19 protein-coding genes and 1 pseudogene are annotated in these 19,662 nt (G+C 60.0%); 7 read left to right on the top strand and 13 right to left on the bottom strand.

Features of this window, described 5'->3' with window-relative positions; genetic code table 11:
- Positions 1–166: 166 nt before the first annotated feature.
- Entirely contained in the window at positions 167–643 is a 477-nt protein-coding gene (locus tag NKH41_RS31930; protein WP_352468587.1) for a UCP036055 family protein, read from the bottom strand.
- 73 nt (positions 644–716) lie between these two features.
- Positions 717–2,867 carry a ParB/RepB/Spo0J family partition protein gene (locus NKH41_RS31925; protein WP_352549719.1) on the bottom strand — a complete coding sequence of 717 codons (2,151 nt, stop codon included), beginning with the start codon at positions 2,865–2,867 and terminating at the stop codon, positions 717–719.
- 188 nt (positions 2,868–3,055) lie between these two features.
- Here NKH41_RS31925 and NKH41_RS31920 point away from each other — a divergent pair, with 188 nt between their 5' ends.
- From NKH41_RS31920 to NKH41_RS31910, 3 genes and pseudogenes are all read left to right on the top strand, one after another.
- On the top strand, positions 3,056–3,676 hold the full coding sequence (locus NKH41_RS31920; protein ID WP_352516226.1) for a DUF433 domain-containing protein: 621 nt from the start codon (positions 3,056–3,058) through the stop codon (positions 3,674–3,676).
- Positions 3,610–3,807 (top strand): annotated as a pseudogene (locus NKH41_RS31915) (DUF5615 family PIN-like protein); the annotation flags it as partial. The gene NKH41_RS31920 and the pseudogene NKH41_RS31915, both read left to right, overlap by 67 nt.
- A 17-nt stretch (positions 3,808–3,824) precedes the next feature.
- Positions 3,825–4,208, top strand: a complete 384-nt coding sequence (locus NKH41_RS31910) for a hypothetical protein (protein WP_352468595.1) — start codon at positions 3,825–3,827, stop codon at positions 4,206–4,208.
- A gap of 390 nt (positions 4,209–4,598) precedes the next feature.
- Here NKH41_RS31910 and NKH41_RS31905 read toward each other — a convergent pair whose 3' ends face one another.
- From NKH41_RS31905 to NKH41_RS31895, 3 genes are all read right to left on the bottom strand, one after another.
- Positions 4,599–5,795, bottom strand: a complete 1,197-nt coding sequence (locus NKH41_RS31905; RefSeq protein WP_352468590.1) for a DUF932 domain-containing protein — start codon at positions 5,793–5,795, stop codon at positions 4,599–4,601.
- A gap of 131 nt (positions 5,796–5,926) precedes the next feature.
- Positions 5,927–6,199, bottom strand: a complete 273-nt coding sequence (locus NKH41_RS31900) for a CoA-binding protein (RefSeq protein WP_031195148.1) — start codon at positions 6,197–6,199, stop codon at positions 5,927–5,929.
- Between the two features lie 778 nt (positions 6,200–6,977).
- Positions 6,978–7,862: a LysR family transcriptional regulator gene (locus NKH41_RS31895; RefSeq protein ID WP_352468593.1), complete on the bottom strand. Its 885-nt coding sequence runs from the start codon at positions 7,860–7,862 to the stop codon at positions 6,978–6,980.
- 135 nt (positions 7,863–7,997) lie between these two features.
- Here NKH41_RS31895 and NKH41_RS31890 point away from each other — a divergent pair, with 135 nt between their 5' ends.
- On the top strand, positions 7,998–8,909 hold the full coding sequence (locus NKH41_RS31890; RefSeq protein WP_031195147.1) for a DMT family transporter: 912 nt from the start codon (positions 7,998–8,000) through the stop codon (positions 8,907–8,909).
- A 282-nt stretch (positions 8,910–9,191) separates the two neighbouring features.
- Here the strand turns inward: NKH41_RS31890 and NKH41_RS31885 are convergent, their stop codons facing one another.
- The 8 genes from NKH41_RS31885 to NKH41_RS31850 all read right to left on the bottom strand — a co-directional run bounded on the left by NKH41_RS31885 (position 9,192) and on the right by NKH41_RS31850 (position 16,583).
- On the bottom strand, positions 9,192–9,785 hold the full coding sequence (locus NKH41_RS31885) for a Sua5/YciO/YrdC/YwlC family protein (RefSeq protein ID WP_352468591.1): 594 nt from the start codon (positions 9,783–9,785) through the stop codon (positions 9,192–9,194).
- Positions 9,766–10,116: a recombinase family protein gene (locus tag NKH41_RS31880; protein WP_023722460.1), complete on the bottom strand. Its 351-nt coding sequence runs from the start codon at positions 10,114–10,116 to the stop codon at positions 9,766–9,768. The genes NKH41_RS31885 and NKH41_RS31880 overlap by 20 nt, the downstream gene beginning before the upstream one ends.
- Positions 10,117–10,375: 259 nt before the next feature.
- Positions 10,376–11,083 carry a DUF1906 domain-containing protein gene (locus NKH41_RS31875; protein WP_023722459.1) on the bottom strand — a complete coding sequence of 236 codons (708 nt, stop codon included), beginning with the start codon at positions 11,081–11,083 and terminating at the stop codon, positions 10,376–10,378.
- A 160-nt stretch (positions 11,084–11,243) separates the two neighbouring features.
- On the bottom strand, positions 11,244–11,858 hold the full coding sequence (locus NKH41_RS31870; protein ID WP_352516225.1) for a glutamate acetyltransferase: 615 nt from the start codon (positions 11,856–11,858) through the stop codon (positions 11,244–11,246).
- A 175-nt stretch (positions 11,859–12,033) separates the two neighbouring features.
- Entirely contained in the window at positions 12,034–12,909 is an 876-nt protein-coding gene (locus NKH41_RS31865) for an Evf family palmitoylated virulence factor (protein WP_352516224.1), read from the bottom strand.
- Between the two features lie 138 nt (positions 12,910–13,047).
- Positions 13,048–13,743: a helix-turn-helix domain-containing protein gene (locus NKH41_RS31860; RefSeq protein ID WP_352451774.1), complete on the bottom strand. Its 696-nt coding sequence runs from the start codon at positions 13,741–13,743 to the stop codon at positions 13,048–13,050.
- 265 nt (positions 13,744–14,008) lie between these two features.
- Complete coding sequence (locus NKH41_RS31855) at positions 14,009–14,968, bottom strand: LysR family transcriptional regulator (protein ID WP_352451826.1); 960 nt, start codon at positions 14,966–14,968, stop codon at positions 14,009–14,011.
- A 235-nt stretch (positions 14,969–15,203) separates the two neighbouring features.
- Positions 15,204–16,583: an alpha,alpha-trehalose-phosphate synthase (UDP-forming) gene (locus NKH41_RS31850; protein WP_352451775.1), complete on the bottom strand. Its 1,380-nt coding sequence runs from the start codon at positions 16,581–16,583 to the stop codon at positions 15,204–15,206.
- Between the two features lie 569 nt (positions 16,584–17,152).
- Here NKH41_RS31850 and NKH41_RS31845 point away from each other — a divergent pair.
- The 3 genes from NKH41_RS31845 to NKH41_RS31835 all read left to right on the top strand — a co-directional run bounded on the left by NKH41_RS31845 (position 17,153) and on the right by NKH41_RS31835 (position 19,381).
- Positions 17,153–17,872: a winged helix-turn-helix domain-containing protein gene (locus tag NKH41_RS31845; RefSeq protein ID WP_352451776.1), complete on the top strand. Its 720-nt coding sequence runs from the start codon at positions 17,153–17,155 to the stop codon at positions 17,870–17,872.
- Positions 17,873–18,048: 176 nt separating this feature from the next.
- Positions 18,049–18,273 (top strand): hypothetical protein, encoded by a 225-nt coding sequence (locus NKH41_RS31840; RefSeq protein WP_023722452.1) that lies wholly within the window; start codon positions 18,049–18,051, stop codon positions 18,271–18,273.
- 757 nt (positions 18,274–19,030) lie between these two features.
- Positions 19,031–19,381: a hypothetical protein gene (locus tag NKH41_RS31835; protein WP_023722451.1), complete on the top strand. Its 351-nt coding sequence runs from the start codon at positions 19,031–19,033 to the stop codon at positions 19,379–19,381.
- Positions 19,382–19,662 lie beyond the last annotated feature (281 nt).

The raw sequence follows: 19,662 nt of genomic DNA, 5'->3' as shown, positions 1-19,662 counted from the left end.
ACAAAAACCCTCAATCGCGTCGGCGCCGAATTTTTTTAAACAACCCACTACTACGCCCCTGTTTCTTCCCCCCCCCAATTCGCCCACACCATAAAATTCCACCGCCCCGGGCCCCCGGCCCCCCCCCCCGGGCCTGTGGTCGGAGTGGTTCTATGGGGTGAGGCGATCAGGCGGCCGCGCGGCCCTCAATGACGTCGGCGCCGACCTCATCGGCGGAGACCTCTTCGAGATAGGCTCGGCTGTACGAATTGCTGGCGAGCCAGCGTTCGGCCGCCTCGCGATCCTTGGCGGGATAGAGCAGTTCCGGGCTGTCCCCGAGTTCCTGCAGGACGCGGACCATGCCGATCATGGAACGCTCCATGACCTCGAAACGCAGGTCGCTTTCAACGGACCATGTGCGCCTGACCGAGACGACGATGATGCCGCCCTGCCCGAAATCACCCTCATGCAGGGTGAAGTAAGCCGGCGAGCTATAGGTCGCGCGCTCGCGCGGCGGTTCCTTCCTGACCAAACGACCGACGCCGTTGCGGCTCTCCCAGGCGGCGAGCTTTTTGGTGAAGCGAGCCGGCGGTTTCGCGGTGCCGGAGCGGTACCGGATAACGCTCCCCAGAGGAGCGGATTCGTACACGATATGTGCGGACATGCGGGTTTCTCCATGTCGGAAAACGAAAAAGGGCCCGGCGGGAGTGCCGGGCCCGGTGCGAGCGTGAGGCCGATTATTTAGCGGCCTGGAGGTGATCCGCCTCGCCGCCGTCGATGGTCACCGGCTCATCGGAGGACGGATCCGCATCGTCGGCGAGGTAGGCCGGCAGCTCGGTGGCATCGCCGTCGAGAGCCGCCTCGTCCGACATGTCGCCGGCGATCGCATCGCCAGAATCGGTAGCAACTTCATCGACCTCAACGCGCAGCGGCTCGGGCAGCCAGTTCGACCGTTCGAGAAGACGCGCGGCCTCACGCGCCATGATGTCCTTCTGCATGTGGTCGATCAGCTGCGCGGAGTCTGCGCCACGAGCTTCACGGACAGCCTGTAGAATCCGCGCCTTGGTGAGCCGCCCGAGGAACTCGACCGTAGGCGTCCAGCCGGCGTTGACCATGTCGAACTGGAGCGAGCGGCCAAGCATGTCTGCATGCTCGAGCGCCTTCGGTCGCCTGTTCCAGGGTTCGACCACCGCATTGAGGGTCAGCGAGACGCAATGCGCGAACAGCGCCTTGCGGCTTGCTTCGTCGAGGCCGAACAGGAAGTCCCACAGGCCTTCCGCCTCATCGGGCAAATCGCGGTCCCAGGCTTCGTGCCGCTCGGCGATCTCCTTGGCCCAGGATGTCTCGGCAAGACCGTCGACCTGGCTGAAGCTGCCGCTCTTCAGGCTGATCTCCAGGCACGTGTCCGGCGCGAAGCGATAGAAGACCTGCAGGACGAAGGCATGGAGTGCGGCGATGATGGCGATGTCGACGTCACCGGCGAGCGCGTTGCGCAGTGCCAGCGTGCGCTGCGCGGTCAGGTCGAAGACGAGCCGATCGGGCAGTGGCTTGATGTCATCATCCTCGCCGTCGGCGCCAGAGGTGTCGTTCACCGGCTCGCCGTTGACGACAACACCATCGCCATCGTCGTCGCCATTGGATCGCGTTCCGCCGGCGGCGCCCCCTTCCTCGCCCACATCGACGTCGCCGGTTTCGGTCCGCGGCTCGTCCTCGGACCGCACGAAACCGGCGTCGACCTGGAGTTTGCCGTTCGCGGCAAGCGTAACGAACACACCGGCAATGGCCTTCTGGGCGGGATCGTAGGTTTGAGGACGATCATCGATCGCATCGAGCTCGGCACCCAGCTGGTCGAGCTTCGCCTCGATTGCTTCGTCGGCATCCTCGGCCTGGGCATAGTCCACATCCAGCTTGTCGTATTCGGCCTTCAGCGCGTCGTAGCGTTCGATCTCCTCGGCGCTGAGCTCCTGCGCCTCGGCGTAGATGCGCCGCATCCCGGAGGTGTGGCCATAGGGAAAGCTGATCGCCGCATCCACCCATTTCCAGCCTTCGGCGCGGATCGCCTCGGCATCCACCTTCAGCCTGTCGAAGACAAGCTGCTCGAGAAGTGCGGCATCCTGGAACCAGCCGCCGGAATCCTGCTCGAAGAGATCGCGAAGGATGACCCCGCCGGCAGCCTCATAAGCTTCGGCGCCGACATAGACGGCACGGCGATCATCGGCGCGAACGGTGGTCTCCGTCAGCAGACGCCTGATGTAATACGGTTCCTGCGTGTGCGAGCTGGAGATCCGCTCCCAGACCTGCTCCTGGCGCGCATGATCGTCGGAGATCGAAAACGCCATGATCTGTTCGAGCCGGATTTCGTCCTTCTCATAGAGGTCGAGAAGTTTCGGCGACACAGAGGCGAGCCTGAGGCGCTGTTTCACCGTCGCCGGCGACACGAAGAAGCGGGCGCCGATCTCGTCCGGATCGAGACCGTGATCGCTTAGCGTCTTGAAGGCACGAAACTGGTCCAGCGGATGCAGATCGGCGCGCCGCAGGTTTTCAGCAAGCGAGTCCTCTTCGGCCGAGGTCTCCTGCCTGCGGTTAACGATGCAGGGGATCGGCTCGTTCTTTGCCAGGCGCTTTTGCTTGATGAGGATACCGAGCGCGAGATAGCGACGACCGCCGGCCGGCACCTCAAACGTGCCGGTCTCCTCGCCCTCGCCGTCGAGCATCGGACGGACGTTCAGGCTCTGGATGAGCTTTCGCCGCCCGATGTCATCAGCCAGCTGCTCGATAGACACGCCGTCCTTGATGCGCCGGACATTCTTCTGCGACAGCCTGAGCTTGTCATAGGGAATGTTCTCCGCGGCGTTCATCGCGATCTTCTGAATGGCGTTCTTTGCCATGGTCAGGTTCTCCATGACGGGCGGCCGGGGCCTCTCCCCGAACCTCCAAGCCCGTCAGGAAACCTCCCCGCCCCCTCTGCCTCCCGTCGGGCGTCTGGCACGGACGCCGCCGGCTGCCGCAAAGCTTCGCTGGACTGCGGAAGGCAGAATGGCTATATATCTTCCACGAATGTGGAAGGATTATTGTCATGCCGGGGTTTAGCAGCGAAGTGCTCACCGTCAATGAGGCGGCGGCGGTAACGCAGGTGCCGCTCAAGCAGGTGCATCGCATCATCGATGCCGGATTGCTGCGCGGCCGTGTCGAGACACGCCGCGGCAGCCGCGTCATCATCGGAGCGGGTCTCGTCGGCCTACGCCTCGCCTGGCTGACGGCGGAGACGCTGACGCCTGCCGCGCGGCGGCGGATCGTCGAGCACGCCATTGCCGATGATGCTGCGCCCGTAGTCGCGGACGATCCGCTTAAGGTCGACCTGAAGCCGATCACTGCCGGGGTAAGGACCGGCCTCAGCCGGCTGAGGAAAGCCAAGGCCATGGTGGCGCGCGATCCAGCGGTACTTAGCGGTCAGCCGGCCTTTGTGGGAACACGCGTGCTTGTTCATGACGTTGCCGACATGCTCGCCAATGGCGATACTCCCGAGACGATCCGTGCCGCCTATCCGCAACTGACTCTCGACCGGATCAGGCTCGCGGCCGACTATGCGCTCGCCTATCCGCGGCGTGGCCGTCCGCCGGTCAAGCCGGCGTGGCGCAGCACGGCGGCGAAGTCGACACGCACAATCCGTCTCGACGATCTGCCGGCCGTTTCGTGAAATTCCTGATCGACGAATGCCTGAGCCCAGAGCTTGCGAAACTGGCGCGCGAACGGGGTTTTCCAGAGTCGAGCCATGTGCGCTGGCTGGGCCTCGCCGGCGCCAAGGACCATATGGTGACCCGGCGCGCGGTCGCGTCGCGCTCGACATGCTCGACGACATTCCGCCGCTCGCCGCCGCCTCCGCGCCATCACTGGGGTTGGTCGAGACGGTTCGCGTTCCTCCGAACGGCGCGCCGCCTGAACCCTGCAAAAGCCATCACCGCCGGTGCACGCACCGGCCGCAGGGCGGCTATGTGCTCGTCACGCACAACACGACCGACTTTCGCGGCCTCTATCGCCGCGAGGAGCTGCATGTCGGGCTGGTCGCCTTCAACACCGCCCCTGGCCTGATGAGCCTCGATCTCCAGCACAGGCTCTTTCATCTCGCCCTTTCCGAGCTCGGTGGGGAGGAGGCATGGAACGAAGTGCTGGAGATTACCGTGGATGTCGCGCGTACCATCACCATCGAACGGTTCAACCTCCCCGACTGACGGACCTCCGCGTTCGTTTCCTGCAATCGGGCTGCCAGAAGCCGCCGCTCGCAAACGAAAAAGCCCGCCGCGGGAGGAGGTGCGGCGGGCTTGATTTGGACGACAGCATTCGGGAGGAATAAATGCCGTCCCTGGTCGCCAAGGTCGGGAGGAGGTGACCCGGACGAAACTCGATATCGACAGACTACTCCCTTCCGCGCAGCCGAGAAACATTAATTGTGCATAGCAGCATTGCGATTTTGTGCGGCGCACACTTAGACTGAGAGATGTGTTTGCCAGACCGGCAGCGCAGGCCGTGTGCTGCGCCCCGCAGCGATGCACATGTTCGAAACTGGCGGCATCAGCAGCCCGGTGACGTTACCTACTCCCGCCGCGCGCAGCATTGCAGTATCATGCTGCCAGATCGAGAAGCTTCTTGGCCTTGCCCTCCATCTCCAGGCGAACATCCTGATGCGGCTTGTCGCGCGCCACCCGTGTAATGCCCTGCACGAAGTCGAAAATCGAGGCGGGCGGGTGCCCTTCCTCCGAAAGCACGGCATCGATGATCTTCGTCGTCTCCGCCTTGGAGAAGCCGCGCTTGCGCAGGAAGCTCTGGCGATCTTCGTCGTCCCGAGCGACGACACGCTCCCGCGAAGCCTTGATGCCATTGACGAACGGCATGGGCGAAGACTCCGCGAACTGGATCAGCGCTGGCTCGGCTTCCAGGGCAAAACGCGAGGCGGCATATTTGGAATGCCGGATAATGATTTCCTGGAAATCCTGCACGCCCCAGAGGCAACGATTCTGGCACACTGCACGTAGATAGAAGCTGGCGATTCCAAGCGTGCGGGCGCCGACCTCCGAGTTCCAGCAATAAAACCCCCTGAAAAAGACGTCGGGCGAGCCATCGGGCAGCTTGCCGGCTTCGATCGGATTCAGGTCGTCGACGAGGAAGACAAAGACATCACGGTCGGACGCATAGATCGTCGTCGTGGCATTGGAAATGTCGACATTCGGATTGTAGATTCCCGTTGACCAGTCGAGCACGCCAGGAATCTTCCAGCGGGTGTCGCCGGTACCGTTGCCGGCGATTTTTTGGACGGCCGCGATCAGCTCTTCATCGAAAATCCTGCCATAGTCCGGACCTGTAACCGCTCGCAGCTCGAGGCGTCCGTTCTCGATTTCCAGCGTCTTCACCTGCTCGGCGCGGCGGTTGAGGAGACCGTGCTGAAGGTTGATCGCCGCGAGCGGGGCCGGAAGCTGGCGCAGATAGGTGGCCGGTGCACCTACCAGGCTGGCGAGTTGGCCAAAACTCCAATGCGTGGGGGCAACTGGGGCAGGCGCATCGGGCAGCATTAACCTCAGGCGCTCCGGATCGTCGCGGCTCGCCTCGACGCGGATCAGCTCACTCTCGACGATGCGGGTCTTGCTGCGCTCCGACCGGGCCTTCACCGAATTCCGAAGGTCGGTGAGCGACAGGTATCGCTCATCCGCCGGCCGGTTGAACCATTCTGACGACACGCGGCCGATGCGCTGACCGCGGCTGACGTCGACCTTGTAACCGGCACGCTCGTTGCGGGTGGGCGTGTGAATTTCCATCTGTGTCATGGTTGGAGCTCCTCGGCGGGCGCCGGGAGACTCTCTCCCGGACCTTCACCCGCCACCGCAGCCCACCCACGCTCTTCCTCTGTCGGCATCCGCGCGCCACCAGAAGCGTCGGCATTGCCGAAGCGGCCGCGTTAGGGGCCGACACCAAGCACCGCCAGATCCGGCGCCTCGTCAACGTCCGCGAAGGCGGCGAAGCATGGCCTCCCCAGGATTTCGGTCTGACGCGGATCGATGAACTGGATGCGCCCCGAATATCCGGCGCTGACGACGGACTGGGCCAGCCGCAAGCCGAATGAGCCTTCCCTGCCGGACACCCCGGCAACCACCATGGAGCGGGTGTCCAGCATCGGTGCCAGACGGTGCTGTCCAAGTAGACCCGCGCGCGTTGTGGTTACCGCGTCCATGGCTACTTCCCCTTGAACTCGGAATTGCGCTTTTCCGAAAAGGCGACGGCACCTTCGTTGAAGTCATCGGAGCGGAGCATGCGCTCGTAGTGCTGTAAGCCGCTTTTGCCCACCCATGCCTTGTGGCTTGCCTCATGCGCCGCCTCGACCGAGAGGTGTGCGGTGGCCCGAATGAATTGAAGGTCCGGTCATGATCGTTACCATGGACCGTCCACGACGGATGCCATCGATACGGCCGTCAGCACGATGGTGACACGGATGTCCTGAGGCACGGCACTCCCTTTCTCCCGCAGCCGGAGGCTGGCGCTTCATTAAACGAGCTCATTCTGGCGGCTTGACCGCCGCACCGGGTTTTGTTGTGATTACCCCACTGTAAGGGCAACCCAAAGAAAGCATGCCAGGGTTGATGACAAGACGTGGTTCGACTGGAAGCAATGGTTCCAGCACTTCGGGGTAAACGTGTCGGAAGGGGCTGCCGGGTCCTGTGTTCGACAACCACCTCATGATGAGGCAGGCTGCCTTGGCTGGCAGCGGAATAGCGTTGGGTCGGATTGGCACGGCGAGCGAACAGGTACGCCGCGGCCAACCGGTTGAGCTCCTGCCTGGGGAAGATCAACGCCCCGGTAACGTCTATCTTGTTTCGCTCAAAGAAACGCCGTGGAACAAAGCTGCCGCGCTTTTTGCAAACTGGCTCATGTCCATGCCTGGTCCGGCTTTCGATCCAGTTAGACATTCCACGACACGGAACAATGCGACCGTAGGACTTGAGAAGTTCTAGTTATCGCCCAACGGCAAACGCTGAAAAGTCGAAGGTATTCACATAATCGCGGAATGCGGCCTGCGCCTTGGACTGGTTCTTCAGGTTGGGAAAGATCAGCATCATTTCATAGGGTGGAATTTCCCAGCCCGGGAGCAACTCCACAAGGCGGCCGACCGCCACGGACGGCTGGCACACGTAAGCGGGAAGGAGTGCGACCCCGCCGCCCGCGATGCAGGATTGCAGCAGGAACCCCATAGAATCCGAGGTCGCAGCCGGCGGAGGCCGCAGGACGATCGGTGTGTCGTCTGACGAGAACACCCATTCGGGCTGCGCATCATGCACCAGGCAGCGGCGATCTAGAAGATCGGTCGGTTCCTGAAGAGGACTGCCAGCCGCCAGATAGGCTGGAGCGGCGACGAGAACCCGTTTAATCGAGGAGACACGCCGCACGATCAGGTCCTGACCTGTGGTCGTGCCAACGCGAGAAGCGAAATCAACCCGCTCGCGGATGACGTCGAGATGCCGGTTTGTGGCGATCAGTTCGACGGCGATGCGGGGAAACTGCGTGGTAAATCCGTGCAGGAAGGTCGGCATGAAATAGGTGGCAGTTACCTCTGGGCAGGTGATCTTCAGCGTCCCGACAGGCTGTTCCTTGAGATTGGTCAACGCCATGTCCGCGGCCGAGACCTCAGCGCGAACGCGGCGGCAGTATTCGAGATAGACCTGGCCGCTGCCGGTGAGGCTTACGTGCCGGGTGGAGCGATTGAGAAGCCGCAGCCCCAGACGTGCTTCAAGCTGGGCGATGCGCTGGCTGACAGTGGATTTGGGCATCCCGATCCGCCCCCCGGCGCGAGTAAATCTGCCCGTTTCGGCGACTTCGGCCAGAAGGATCATGTCGTCCACGCTGTACAAAGCGACGCATCCTCTCTCGTGTCGTTGCTCATTGTACAATAACACGGACAAAATTTCCGTATGATCGGAATTGTTGGAACGTTCTTGGCTCGGTAGCCTCGGCACCCGAAGCAGGGAACGCGAAAAATGTCGATCAGTCAGACGGCCCCCAAGGCGGACAGGGTGGGCATCGCCATTGCGGCGATGGTTTTCACGGACCTGACGCTTTCCATCGCGGATGCGATCATCAAGGTCACGATCTCGGACATGCCGCTGTCGCAGTTCATTTTCCTGCGGTCCTGCGTCACGCTGCCCTTGTTGATCTCGATCCTGAAATGGCGCTTTCCGCAGGTGTCGTTGCGCCCAGCCTATCCTGGCTGGGCCATCGTGCGAAGCAGCCTGCTTCTGTCGAGCCTGCTGATCTATTACGCTTCGCTACCGCGCCTCGATTTCTCGATGGCGGCGGCGGTCTATTACACGATCCCGCTGTTCATTACCCTTTTTGCGGCCTTCTGGATCAGGGAACCTGTCGGGATGCAAGGTTGGGTCGGAGTCGCCCTCGGCTTCATCGGTGTGCTGCTCATGCAGAAGCCGCAGGCCGGCGACCTTGGCATCCATGCCGTGATGCCGCTGGTTTCTGCAATTCTCTACGCTCTGGCGATGGTGCTGACGCGCACCAAGAGCCGTGGCGAAAACCCCTTCGTTTTGGCGCTGATCTTCAACCTGATAGCGATCGTTCTCGGGGGCAGCGCTAGCTTGGCGACCGTGATGGCAGGGAGCGAGGGTGGACAAAGCCTGTTCATGGGCGCGTGGATTCCAATGTGCTGGACCCAATGCGCGCTGATCGGGCTTTTGAGCATGACGATGCTGATCGGCAGCGTCGGCACGGCCATCGCCTACCAGTTGGGACCATCCTCGATCATCTCGACTTGGGACTTTTCATATCTAGCCTTCGCTGTGCTATGGGGCGTCGTGCTGTTCTCGGAACGTCTGGATGCGGCTTCCATGCTCGGTATCATTCTCATCGCACTGGCCGGGATTATCGTCATCCGGCGTTAGCGGCGATATATTGGAGCACCGAGGCCGGATGATGGCTTCGGGCTCTTTGCTACTGTCGCAAAACTGCTTGACCTTCGCACGCTGCAAAAGTCTGCGATTCAATTTTGCCAAACTTGGGAAAATTGAGACATTCGGCATCAGGAGATGACAACGATCTCCCTTGAGACAGGTTGAGCGTGACGATTTGGAAAGACCCGTGGGGGGAAGACGTTCGGCCCCGCGTACGTTCGACGACTGCGCAGGAAGCGGCCAATGATGATTAGCACCTGGCCGAAACCCTCATCACCATCGCCGGCAGAGTAACATCAGCTGGGTCGAACGGTAGCCCGGATTCCGGTCGGCCACAATGAGGTCCGGCTTCGTGTCGAACAGGCTTCGATACAGCCCCAACGCCTGCCTCCACGCGTTCTGGTTCTTCAGCTCGTCGAGGTCGCCGAGATGCTGCGACAGCAGCGCGTTGCCGTCGCCCGCCAGGCAGAACGCGGCCTTTAGGTCGCCGCCCGCAGCCAGCGCCCTGACCGGGCCATCGAAGCCCGCCGGCAGCGCCAGCGGCTCCGGCGCGAAGCCGCGCGCGCGCCGCAACACCGAAATGCCGTGCCCGTCGAATCGCACCACGCTGTCGTCGAGCCGGTTGACAATCTCGCGGTCGTGCATCAGCCAGAAGTCGGCGATCCCGGCAAGCTCCTGCCGCGCCTCGTCATTGTCCGTGCATTGCGGCTCGCCCGAGCGATTGCCGGAGGTCATCACCACCGGACCGTCCAGCGCCCGCAGCAAGAGATGATGCAACGGCGTGTAGGGCAGCATGAAACCGAGCCGCTCGTGCTGCGGCGCCACGCCCGCCGCAACGCCGCAGCTGTCACGGCGCTTCACCAGCACGATCGGCGCCGCTCGGTTCCGGCACTGGCCGGCTTGTCGTCGTGTCGATCGCTTCTGTCAGCGAGCGGAAACCGGCGCTGGTGGCTTCGATCCGCTCCATGATCGTGAGAACGTCCTTGAGTGAGCGAGACAGACGGTCGAGCTTCCAGACGACGACAGTGTCGCTCTCCCTCAAATGATCAAGCATCCTGTGCAATTCCGGCCGCTCCCAGCGACCGCCGGAGGCCTCCTCCTTGAGGATACGCTTGCACCCGGCATCGGCGAGCGCCCTGGCCTGCGCCGTGTTCGACTGGTCGTCGCCTCTGCTCACGCGGGCGTAGCCGATCAGCACTCTGGTTCCTTTCGCAAACGGTCGTTTATGGAAGGCCGAGGGTGTCCACGAGAATACAGGTGCGGAGCCTTTCATAATCCTCTTTCATTATGGCGCCGTAAGGCAAGCGGTTTGTGAAGGGATGAACGATGCCGGGATATCGATGACGAAGACGCAGCGGGAGAAGCTTCCGGTGCAGCCTGACAAGGCGTGGGCGCGCCTTGTACCGTTCGTGAGGAATCGACCATGCGAAAGCTCTTGGCCGGCCGGGAGCGAAGATTTAGCGCTCCTCGCGCAGCAACTTTGAACAACGCAGACGTTCGTTCGCGTCGCGAGAGGGGAGAGTACCTGCCGGCCCAAATTGACCAAAGTTTTCAAGGGCCGGATTGACGACATTTCCATCGTATCCGAAGCCCCCGATCTCGGAACGCTTTTCCATAAACTTTTGGAAAAGCGACCAATCCCCCTGCTTGAGCGCTTGTCTCGTTCCGGACCATCCCAACGAGCCAGAGAGCCATATATGGTCCACCAGCCCCTGGCGCTTCATGTGGTGTCCGACCGTGCCCGATCCGTAAACGCCAACGAGATAACGGCCAGCCAACGCATTCCGCACACTCCTGAAGTAGGGTGCTACCCCTGCAAGATGCTGTGGTGTGTGGTAGTCCCAATCGACTGCAAAATAGATTCCGGAGCCTTCGGGCTGTCCCAACGCGGCGGCCAGATCAAGCGCACGACCGGAGTCTCGCTCTCCAGCCGCACCATGCAAGTCTCTGATATTGCCGCCCGCGCCACCCCGCTGCTCGAAGGCCACAGCTACCGATATTCCAGCACCATGAAGGGCGGCGAGTTCCTCCCCTGTCAGACATTTTGAGGGAAATGGTGTACTATTCCGATGGTTGTAGTACCGGATTACTGTATTGACGCCAGATTCTGCCAAGCACACAGCAAAATCGCCGACGTTCTGCGGGACGTCGATAATATCGTGCATAGTCCGTCTCCCCGAAGGCCGAAATTATATGGAAAATGCGCAGTTTATACGGTCACCTCGCCCTCCCACGCTATTTCTTCGCGCAGCCTTTTGATGTCATTTCCCGCAGCCACCAACGCGGCGCAGACGCAATCAGCTATTCCTCTGTTTGCCCTTGGGTCTATTGCAGAATGTCGCTACGTCTCTGACTATGGGACCGCCGGCTGGAGAACAAGCGCAGGTAGTACGGTGAGTCGCTCGGCCAGCTGAAACGGCCGAAAACCTGCGCGATAGTGGATTGCGTTTGCTCGTTTGACAGGTTCAGCGATGCGGAGAGCAATATCGAGGTGATGGCGAGACTGTCAGCGCTTCCAACTTCGACCACGGCAAGGCAGGTTAAAGATAGACGGACTTCCGCGGAGTCGGATTGATCTAGGACGAGGCAATTGAACGCCGTCGGTTCGCCGTGTTTGCTCAGATAGCTACGGATTGCCTTTGCCAGACCGACGCCAGCTTCATTGCCGTCGGCGGCATTCGCGCAAATTGACGCAAAGGCACTGGGCAATTCCGCCACGTCCATCGTGCGGTTTAGCGTTCTTGAAGTCGTGGCGGTTTCCACCTGGTTCGGTACCATTTGCGCGGCATTCTGCCATGCTCGAGAATCCAGAGTCCGGGTTTGGTCTTCGAATAGTTTCTGGACCATGGCAGAGCAAATCCTCTCCGCCTCGAGCGGTTGGCTGCTCTGCGGGCCGATCACCAGGAAAAGGCCCGCAGCTGTTTTTGCGAATGGGTTCATGTCTGCTTCCCTATGGAAGCGGGACCGGAGTTCGCCGGCACCGGGGGCGCGACAGAGCATCGGTAGTTCGCAAGGGCTTACCGGACCGCTCTATCGCATCCATGATGCGGGCGACGTTCGTCCAAATCCACGCTATTGGTTGGGTGCGCTGCTTTCGCGATCAAAGGCCTGACGATCAGACCTGCGGCTTGATGTCTTGTTGCGGCGTCGAGCCACCGTTGAAAAAGTTCTTGGCCTTCTTGAACTGGTCGGTGGAGTTCTTATTCACAAGCTCCTGGAAGTTTTCGTGATCGGGGCCGCCTTTGCGGATCCGACGGGTCTGAACAAGATTGGTGACCTCGGCATAGTCCATGTCGACGCGGACGTAGTGGGTCGACGAACAAGAGGATTTCAGCTCGAGGAAGTGCTCTTTGAACTCGATCTGCCGCAGAACGATTGCTCCGTAGTCGTAATATCCGCCTGCCCCATTATCGAGAAGGTAGCTCTGGTAGGTGCATGTCAGCGCCTTGTATCGCTGCGCCTTGCCGTTTGCACTGAAGGTGAGATTCCCCATTTCTGTAAGGAAGGACTGGAAATCCAGCAGCAACGATGCCCCGTCGGTAATGATCGCCTTGGCCATCAGCGAGAGGAAAGTAGCTGAGACCGACGTCCCGGCCACCTTTTTTGAAAAACTCTTCAGTTTTTGCCTGCCCATAGAGAGATCTGGAATGTTGCCAACAACATCGGTCCATGTGTTGATATCAAGCTTCTGTGCATCGATGTTCGCATAATGGGTATGCATGTAGTCGTTAATAATTCCTCCTATTGCCAGTAGATTGTCCTGATTCTCATTGAGGGTGCCGCTGTACGTCGGATCGTCGGTTTTTTGGCCGATGAGGTGAAACTGCACTGTCCCTTGAGCGTTGGCGATCGTGTCGTCACTGGGGGGCGCAGCATCTAACTGGGCCAAAACAAGGGGCTTGGCGTAGAAAAATGCGGACGCCGCCTCATAGTGTTCTTTGGAATAGCGCTGTTCATGCTCTTGAACATTCACTGAAAATGCGTTCGACATGCTTTATCCTCCTGCTGTGAGACATGAGCGTTGGTCGAGAGCTTAAGGTGCCCAAAGCGCGGAAACGCCTCGGAGATGAGATGATCTTTGCGTGCCCGCGTCGCCTTATACCAATTCGCTCCGGCCCCCACCTTTGCGTTAGACAGGCTTTTCTCTGCGCCGTATCATTTTGCGATAGCGCAGTGGCGAGAGGCCATGAAACGCCTTGAAGGCTGTGGAGAAGTTGTTGCTGTTCTCGTAGCTGAAGGATTCGGCGACCTTGGCGATGCTTTCATGCCCGTTACGCAACCGGTCAGCAGCCTCCGTCATCCGGTAGCGCCGTAGCCAAGTCATTGGCCCGCAGCCAAACGATGTCTCGAAACGGGTGGTGAGCGTTGTCCTGTTGGTCCCTACCATTCGCGCCAATTCGACGCGGGTGATCTGCTGATCGACCCGCTGCGCCAGCAGACTGCATGAATTCTGAACGATCGGATCGGCTGAGAAGAAAGGCGGGGTAGAACGCTGCGCGAACTGAACGATGCAGGCGGTAAGTCTGCGCAGAACTTCCTGCTCGGTGAGCGGCCACAACAGGTAATCGGAATACCCGTTGGAGAAGACCGCTTGTCGATCCAGGCTCTCTTCCAGAACCAGAGCCAGTTTGACAGGTTCGGGCGAGAGCTTCGCACGCCCGTGCTTGTCGTGAATCGGTTCGCGACAATCGACGATGACGATCTGCGCGGAGCGCCCTGCCCGCAATAAACGGTGATCAAGGATATCGATCTGCCTCAGAGAACTCGCGATTAGTGCCAAGGACTTGCATGCTTCGGGGTCCGAGCCAAGATATGCTGCCAGCATGCAGGCACCTCACAGACACCATGGGAAGCTGGCCTGTGGAAGGCTTGGCGCGGCCGAATGGCGGTCGAAGAGAGGCGGTTTTTGGCCTGTATATAGATGGCTGGGCGTATGATACCTTCTCGTCTGGCCCTGTTGCCTCGCTTCAAATTGTCGAAACCGGCACGGTTTCAATGCGCTGGCACAGCAGAGCCAGCTTCCCCTCCCAACGGGCGAGCAGGGCAATAAACTTTTTCCGTCATATCCTGACGATAGCCCCGGATTCGGATCACGTTTCTTGCCTAGGCGACTCATCAGTCACTTGCCTTCCCAGTTGGGATATTTTGCTCTCAGTTCCCGCCGCCGCGGCGACGGCGATCTCGTGGCGCAGCCAACGATGCTCCGGGTCGCGATGGGAACGCTCGTGCCAAATCAGCGCGACTTCATAGGGTGTCAATTGCACAGGCGGATCCATAATCGCTAGCGGCAGCAAGGCGGCGATCCTGGTCGCGACGCGGCGTGGTACAATCAACAGCAGATCGGTCGCCGCGATCGCCAACGCGGCCGTCAAGATGTTGGAAACCAACACCGGATCGCGACCCTGGAGATCTAACTTGACCAGTTCGTCATGCACCCGGCCGAAGCCGTCTTTGGAGTCCAAGGCAATGGCTGCGTGGCGCAAGGCCGCGAAGCTCTCGATTGTCCATTCCCGCGCCAGGGCTGGATGGTCGTGGCGCAGCAGGCAGGCAAACCGGTCGGAGTAGAGGCTGCGCCTCAAGTATCCGGGCGGCGAGGCGCTAATCTGCCCTATAGCCAAATCGATCTCGCCTAGCTCAAGCCGCCGCATCGCGCCGGAGAGAAGCGGATCGATGACGACGTCCAGATGAGGCGCGTGCTGGCGCAGCCGGGGCAGGAGCCGCGGCAGCAGGACCAGTCCTTGATGATCGGGCATCGCCATTATCGCCTTCGATCGCCAATTGGCTTGGGCAAGACTGCCGTTCACTATCCCGCGGATCGCATCCAGCACCGGCGGCAGCATTCGGCTCAAGCGTTGGGCCTGCGGGGTCGGAACCAGGCCCATGGAGCCGCGAACCAAAAGATCGTCGTTGAAAATGCCACGCAGCCTCCTCAACGCTCGGCTCATCGAGGGCTGGCTCAAGCCCACGTGTCGAGCCGCATGCGTGACGTTGCGGTGTTCCAGCAGCGCTTCGAGAGCAAACAGCAAGTTCAGGTCAATCGACGCCAGCATTTGCCGCTGCCGTGTGGCGCGAGGTTCCGCGACAAACGGCTGCGCCCGCTTTTTTGAAGTTTCGCGACTGCAAGCGAGCTCATCCACGGCCTTCTCCTCTCGTCTTAGTAAGCGGTGTGCTCGCGCTAAGCGTCAGCACATTCGGCATCGCTCAGCGAGGCCGAAATGCTGCCTGATTCACTTGGTCGCGGTCAGCCTCATGCTGGCGAAGCTAGGCCCAGGAACGCGGCAAAGCTCAGCGCTGATCCAGGCCTAACAGAAAGTCGTCGCACCAGCGATAGACGTTGTATTCGCGGAGCCGGCCGATCATCGCCCGCCAACGATCGATCCGCTCATCTAACTGCATGTCCAGGGCTTCTTCGATGGCCCTCGCCATCGCTTCCGGATCGTAGGGATTGACGAGGATCGCTCCGCCTAGCTCTCTGGCTGCGCCGGCAAAACGCGAAAGCACGAGAACACCTGGATTCTGTGGGTCCTGTGCGGCGACATATTCCTTAGCTACAAGGTTCATGCCGTCGCGGAGCGGCGTGACCAGGCCGACGCGTGCCATGCGGTATAGACCGGCGAGCTCGCTGGGTCCAACGGACCGGTTGATGTAGTGAACGGGCATCCAATCGATCGTTCCGAGTTCGCCATCAACGCGCCCCACCCGCTCGGCGACGTCCTTTTGCATCGCCAGATATGCCGGTATTTCCGTGCGGGATTTCGGTGTGATCTGCAGCAGTTGCGTCTTGCCGATGCGGTGGTCGTTGCTCCGCAGGAAGCGGTCAAACGCGACGATGCGGTTCTCGATGCCCTTCGAATAGTCGAGGCGGTCGACGCCGATCGCGACTTTACAACCGGGAATCCTTTGAGAGGGCTCCTGCAGAGTCTCGCTGCGCGCCGCCTGCTCGGCCAGTCGTTCGAACTCGGCCGTGTCGATGCCGATCGGAAAAACGCCGCAGCGAAACACACGTCCATAGGCTTGGCACACACCGTTTGTGATGGGGTCCGGTAACCCCTGACGGCGCAAGCATTCGGCGAAGTTACTAAGATCGTCATCGGTATGAAAGCCGACGAGGTCATAGCACGAAAGCCCGCGTAGCAAATCATCATAGTGCGGTACGGTGAAGAGGATGTCCGCCGCCGGCCACGGAATGTGCAGGAAGAAGCCGATCTTATTGCCGCAGCCGAGGTTCCGCAGTTCTTTCGCAAGCGGGATCAGGTGATAGTCGTGCACCCATATGACGTCGTCGTCGCTGATGAGCGGCTGCAACAGCTTTGCAAACAGTCGGTTGACGCGCTGATATCCGGACATTCGTGCTTCGGAATACTCGGCGAGGTCGACTCGGCAGTGGAAAACCGGCCAAAGAACCCGGTTGGCAAAGCCGTAGTAATAGTCGTCCAAATCTGTCTGCGAGAGATCGGTAAGCGCATAATTGATCCCGCCGGCCTCCCGGCGTGAGATCGGCCCTGACGGGTCCTCCCCGGCTTTCACCTTCCCCGACCAGCCCATCCATAGGCCGTGCCTTCGCCGGAGCGCAGCGCTCAGCGCAATCGCCATCCCGCCTGGCGGCGGGGAACCATGCTCGTCGGGCAGCGAAACCCTGTTTGAGACTACGACCAGTCTACTCATCTCCACTCTCCTGCTCTCGGACATCCCGCCGTTCATGAAAGCTCCGCCCCCTGAGCGATCTGCACAATAAGACATGCAAGTTCAAAAGAAAGGATAGCATGGGTCTAGAAAGGAGATTGGAATTAGATAAAAGGTTGGGCATCATGAGTTTCCTGTAGACAGTGGAATTAACATCAAGGCGAGTTCTGCGTCTGATCAATAAATCTCGACGAATCCATACGAATGTCAACTTTTCAGCGATTTAAATTGAAACAAAGCTGAACTGAATTGGAGCCGCCGGGAGAGGAAGTTGGGTGCAAAAGCGCTCCAGTGATGGTGCCAGAGGACCGGAGCGATACGAATCTCAGCGGGGATAAACCCGGTCTGCCGAACGAGTGGTCGCAGAGGACGGACAATCCATCAAAAACTAGCAGGCTTTGGGGGCACTGTTGCGCAGCAGGAACTCCGCATAGGACCTATTTGTCTGCGCTATTCCGCAATACGCCTGATGAAGATTGTCCCACCTGCTGAGCGTCACTAATTTGACTACCGTCCCCGGCAGCCCAAGCTGCAGTCAATAGGAAGTGACCATGAAGAACATTCTCATCGTCGGTCAGGACGCGTTGACGAGAGAACCGCTTATGGGCTTCTTGTCTAAGCATGAGTTTAACATCAGAGCGGTCGAAAACCGCCAGCAGGCCGCCAGCAATATGGCTTCTGAAGCGATTGATCTAGCAATTGTCGACCTGAGCTACGGCCGAGAGGACGGTTTGCAGTTCGTTCGAGATTTTGGTGCCAAGAGGGATCTTCCGATCATCATCATCAGCGGTGACTTCGTAGATGAGGCCGACAAGGTGATTGGCCTCGAAACCGGCGCTCGCGACTACATTACTATGCCCTTCGGGCTTACGGAGTTCCGCGCCCGCGTGCGCGCCGCTATGCGCCAGCGGCCGGAGCGTGACCGAAACACCATCTACCGTTTCGATGACTGGCGAGTTAGCACCAAGCGTCGGAGCTTGCGCCGGGGAACGGATCCTGACGTCAAGCTCACCGCCGGCGAGTTCAACCTCCTGATGGCCTTTCTCAAGAACCCAGGTCGGGTCCTTTCACGTGAGCAGCTTCTGATGGCGACCCGTGTCTATGATCAGGAGGTCTACTACCGCAGCATCGATGTTCTTATCGTCCGCCTTCGCCGTAAGTTGGGGCAGGATAAGGCGCCGCGCCCGCAGTATATCCGCACCGAGCGCGGCGCGGGGTATATTTTCGACAGTGTCGTGAATATTGAGGAACTAAGGACGCGCCGTGGTTGATGGACGGCCAAGATCGCGCGGGAAGCGAACGTGACCCAGCACCACTGCAGGCGCTTCAGAATATCACGAATAGGGTCAGGCTTTACCTTCATAGGAATGGCCTCCAGCCACCTGGGCACCTCGTACTATCGGCGTTTCGCGGACCGGTAGGGCCGCGCTGATTTCTGCGTGGACTGATGACGGCGATCGCTTCGGAGTTGGTTGTTGAGATTGCCGATTTTGGCATCGCGGTGGCGGTTTGCGCCGCCTTCGTCGTCATGCGGGCGCAGTTCGCCCCTGGTGCCATACGGGCGGGTGAGATTGTAGGCGAGATTGGCCATGCCGATCTTGGTCTGGCCCGCCCGATGCCGATCGTGCCCACGAACAAGAACTCGCGAGCAGCGGCTGTGGCGGCGACGTAACCTTCGGCCTTGCCGATCGCTTTACCAGTCGCCTTCGTCTGTACCATCAGACCGGCATATTCGCGCGAGGCATCCAGGTCGCAAGCCAAGACGCGATTTCAAATAAGGGGCCTCTCGCGGCGCCGACAAGGTTTCGGGATTTTCCGCTCCTCGCAGGTCGGTAGTGACTGTTGCATACGTGCAACTCAAGCGCGAAGAGTTATCTCAAGGGCAACACTATTCTTGAATTCGGCGGTCAGAATGCGAGTAATCAGCCAAACTCGCCCGATCGAGTCTTCTCGCTACGGGCCACCAATCAACCTGGGACGCCCCTGTGAGTGCCGATACCATTGCTGGCGCAGTGAGCCGGGAGAGCCTCTCTTTCCCATACCTCCGCATTAAACCCGAGACCACTGTGCCAGCCCAGCGCCCTCCGCCGGCTGGCAGCAAGATGACGGCTGCCAAACGATGGGGCTCCGTGCTCTAAAGATAGAAAATGACGTTTGGCCTACTGCACACCGGGATTTTGCCTGTGATCGCTGCCACAAGCCATCGGTGGTCTTGGTGGTAACGAAACCGCATGCGTATGTTTGCCCGCTGTGTCTAGACGGCGATCCTGCCGAGCAAACTGAGCGTTTTGACTAACATTCTCGGCAAGCTTAGAAGGAGTGGTTCGCTCGATAACAACAAACCCCGAAAATACCTCGCTCATTGTCCGGGCCACGCGCTATCTGGATCGTGGAATTTCGTTTCATGAAGAAAACAGCGGCAGTTTTTAATGAGAGATGAAGTAACCGATCTTTTAACTGAGTTGGCCCTTTGGGCGAATGTGGTGATGAAATCGGAAAGGGGCGATAGAATTAAAATTTGCGCCGCCTACGACGCCGGTCTGCAGCTAATCGCTGAGCGTACTACGCCCGGGTCTCCGCCCCGACCGGGCATTGAAGCTTGCATCCTGCAGCATGAGAAACTGAAGGCTGCCGAAGACATCAGCTGCGTAGGTTGGATACTGGCCGCGATCGCCACGCGTGTTGGGGAACGAGATCTTCCGAAATGGGAGGAAGCTCAGAAGGTCATTGGCGCCACGGTTCGGTTGCTTAGTCGCTACCGTCAAACTCGCGTTCATTGAAGCCATGGCCGCGTCGGCGGAATGGCATTACAATGCTGTCGAGCATTCCCTGTAGCGTTGCACGGACGATGACGCCGGTAATTTACGGCTGTATGAACTGAGTGCCTCCGTCTCCGGCTGCGTCAGAAAACAGGTAAGTCAGTCGTTGTCGGGTTGGAAAAGAGGAAGGTCGCTGGAAAAGCGCGGCCAACCCGCCTTCGCTTGCACACAGCCTGCGTTTTGCCAGCTCCTCAACCGCAACGTGCTGTCAATCTTCGTCTTGCCATGTCTTGAACGCCGAA

The sequence above is a fragment of the Mesorhizobium sp. M1169 genome (assembly GCF_040318345.1).
Classification (GTDB): Bacteria; Pseudomonadota; Alphaproteobacteria; order Rhizobiales; family Rhizobiaceae; genus Mesorhizobium.
This window is presented reverse-complemented; position numbering and strand designations above follow the sequence as displayed.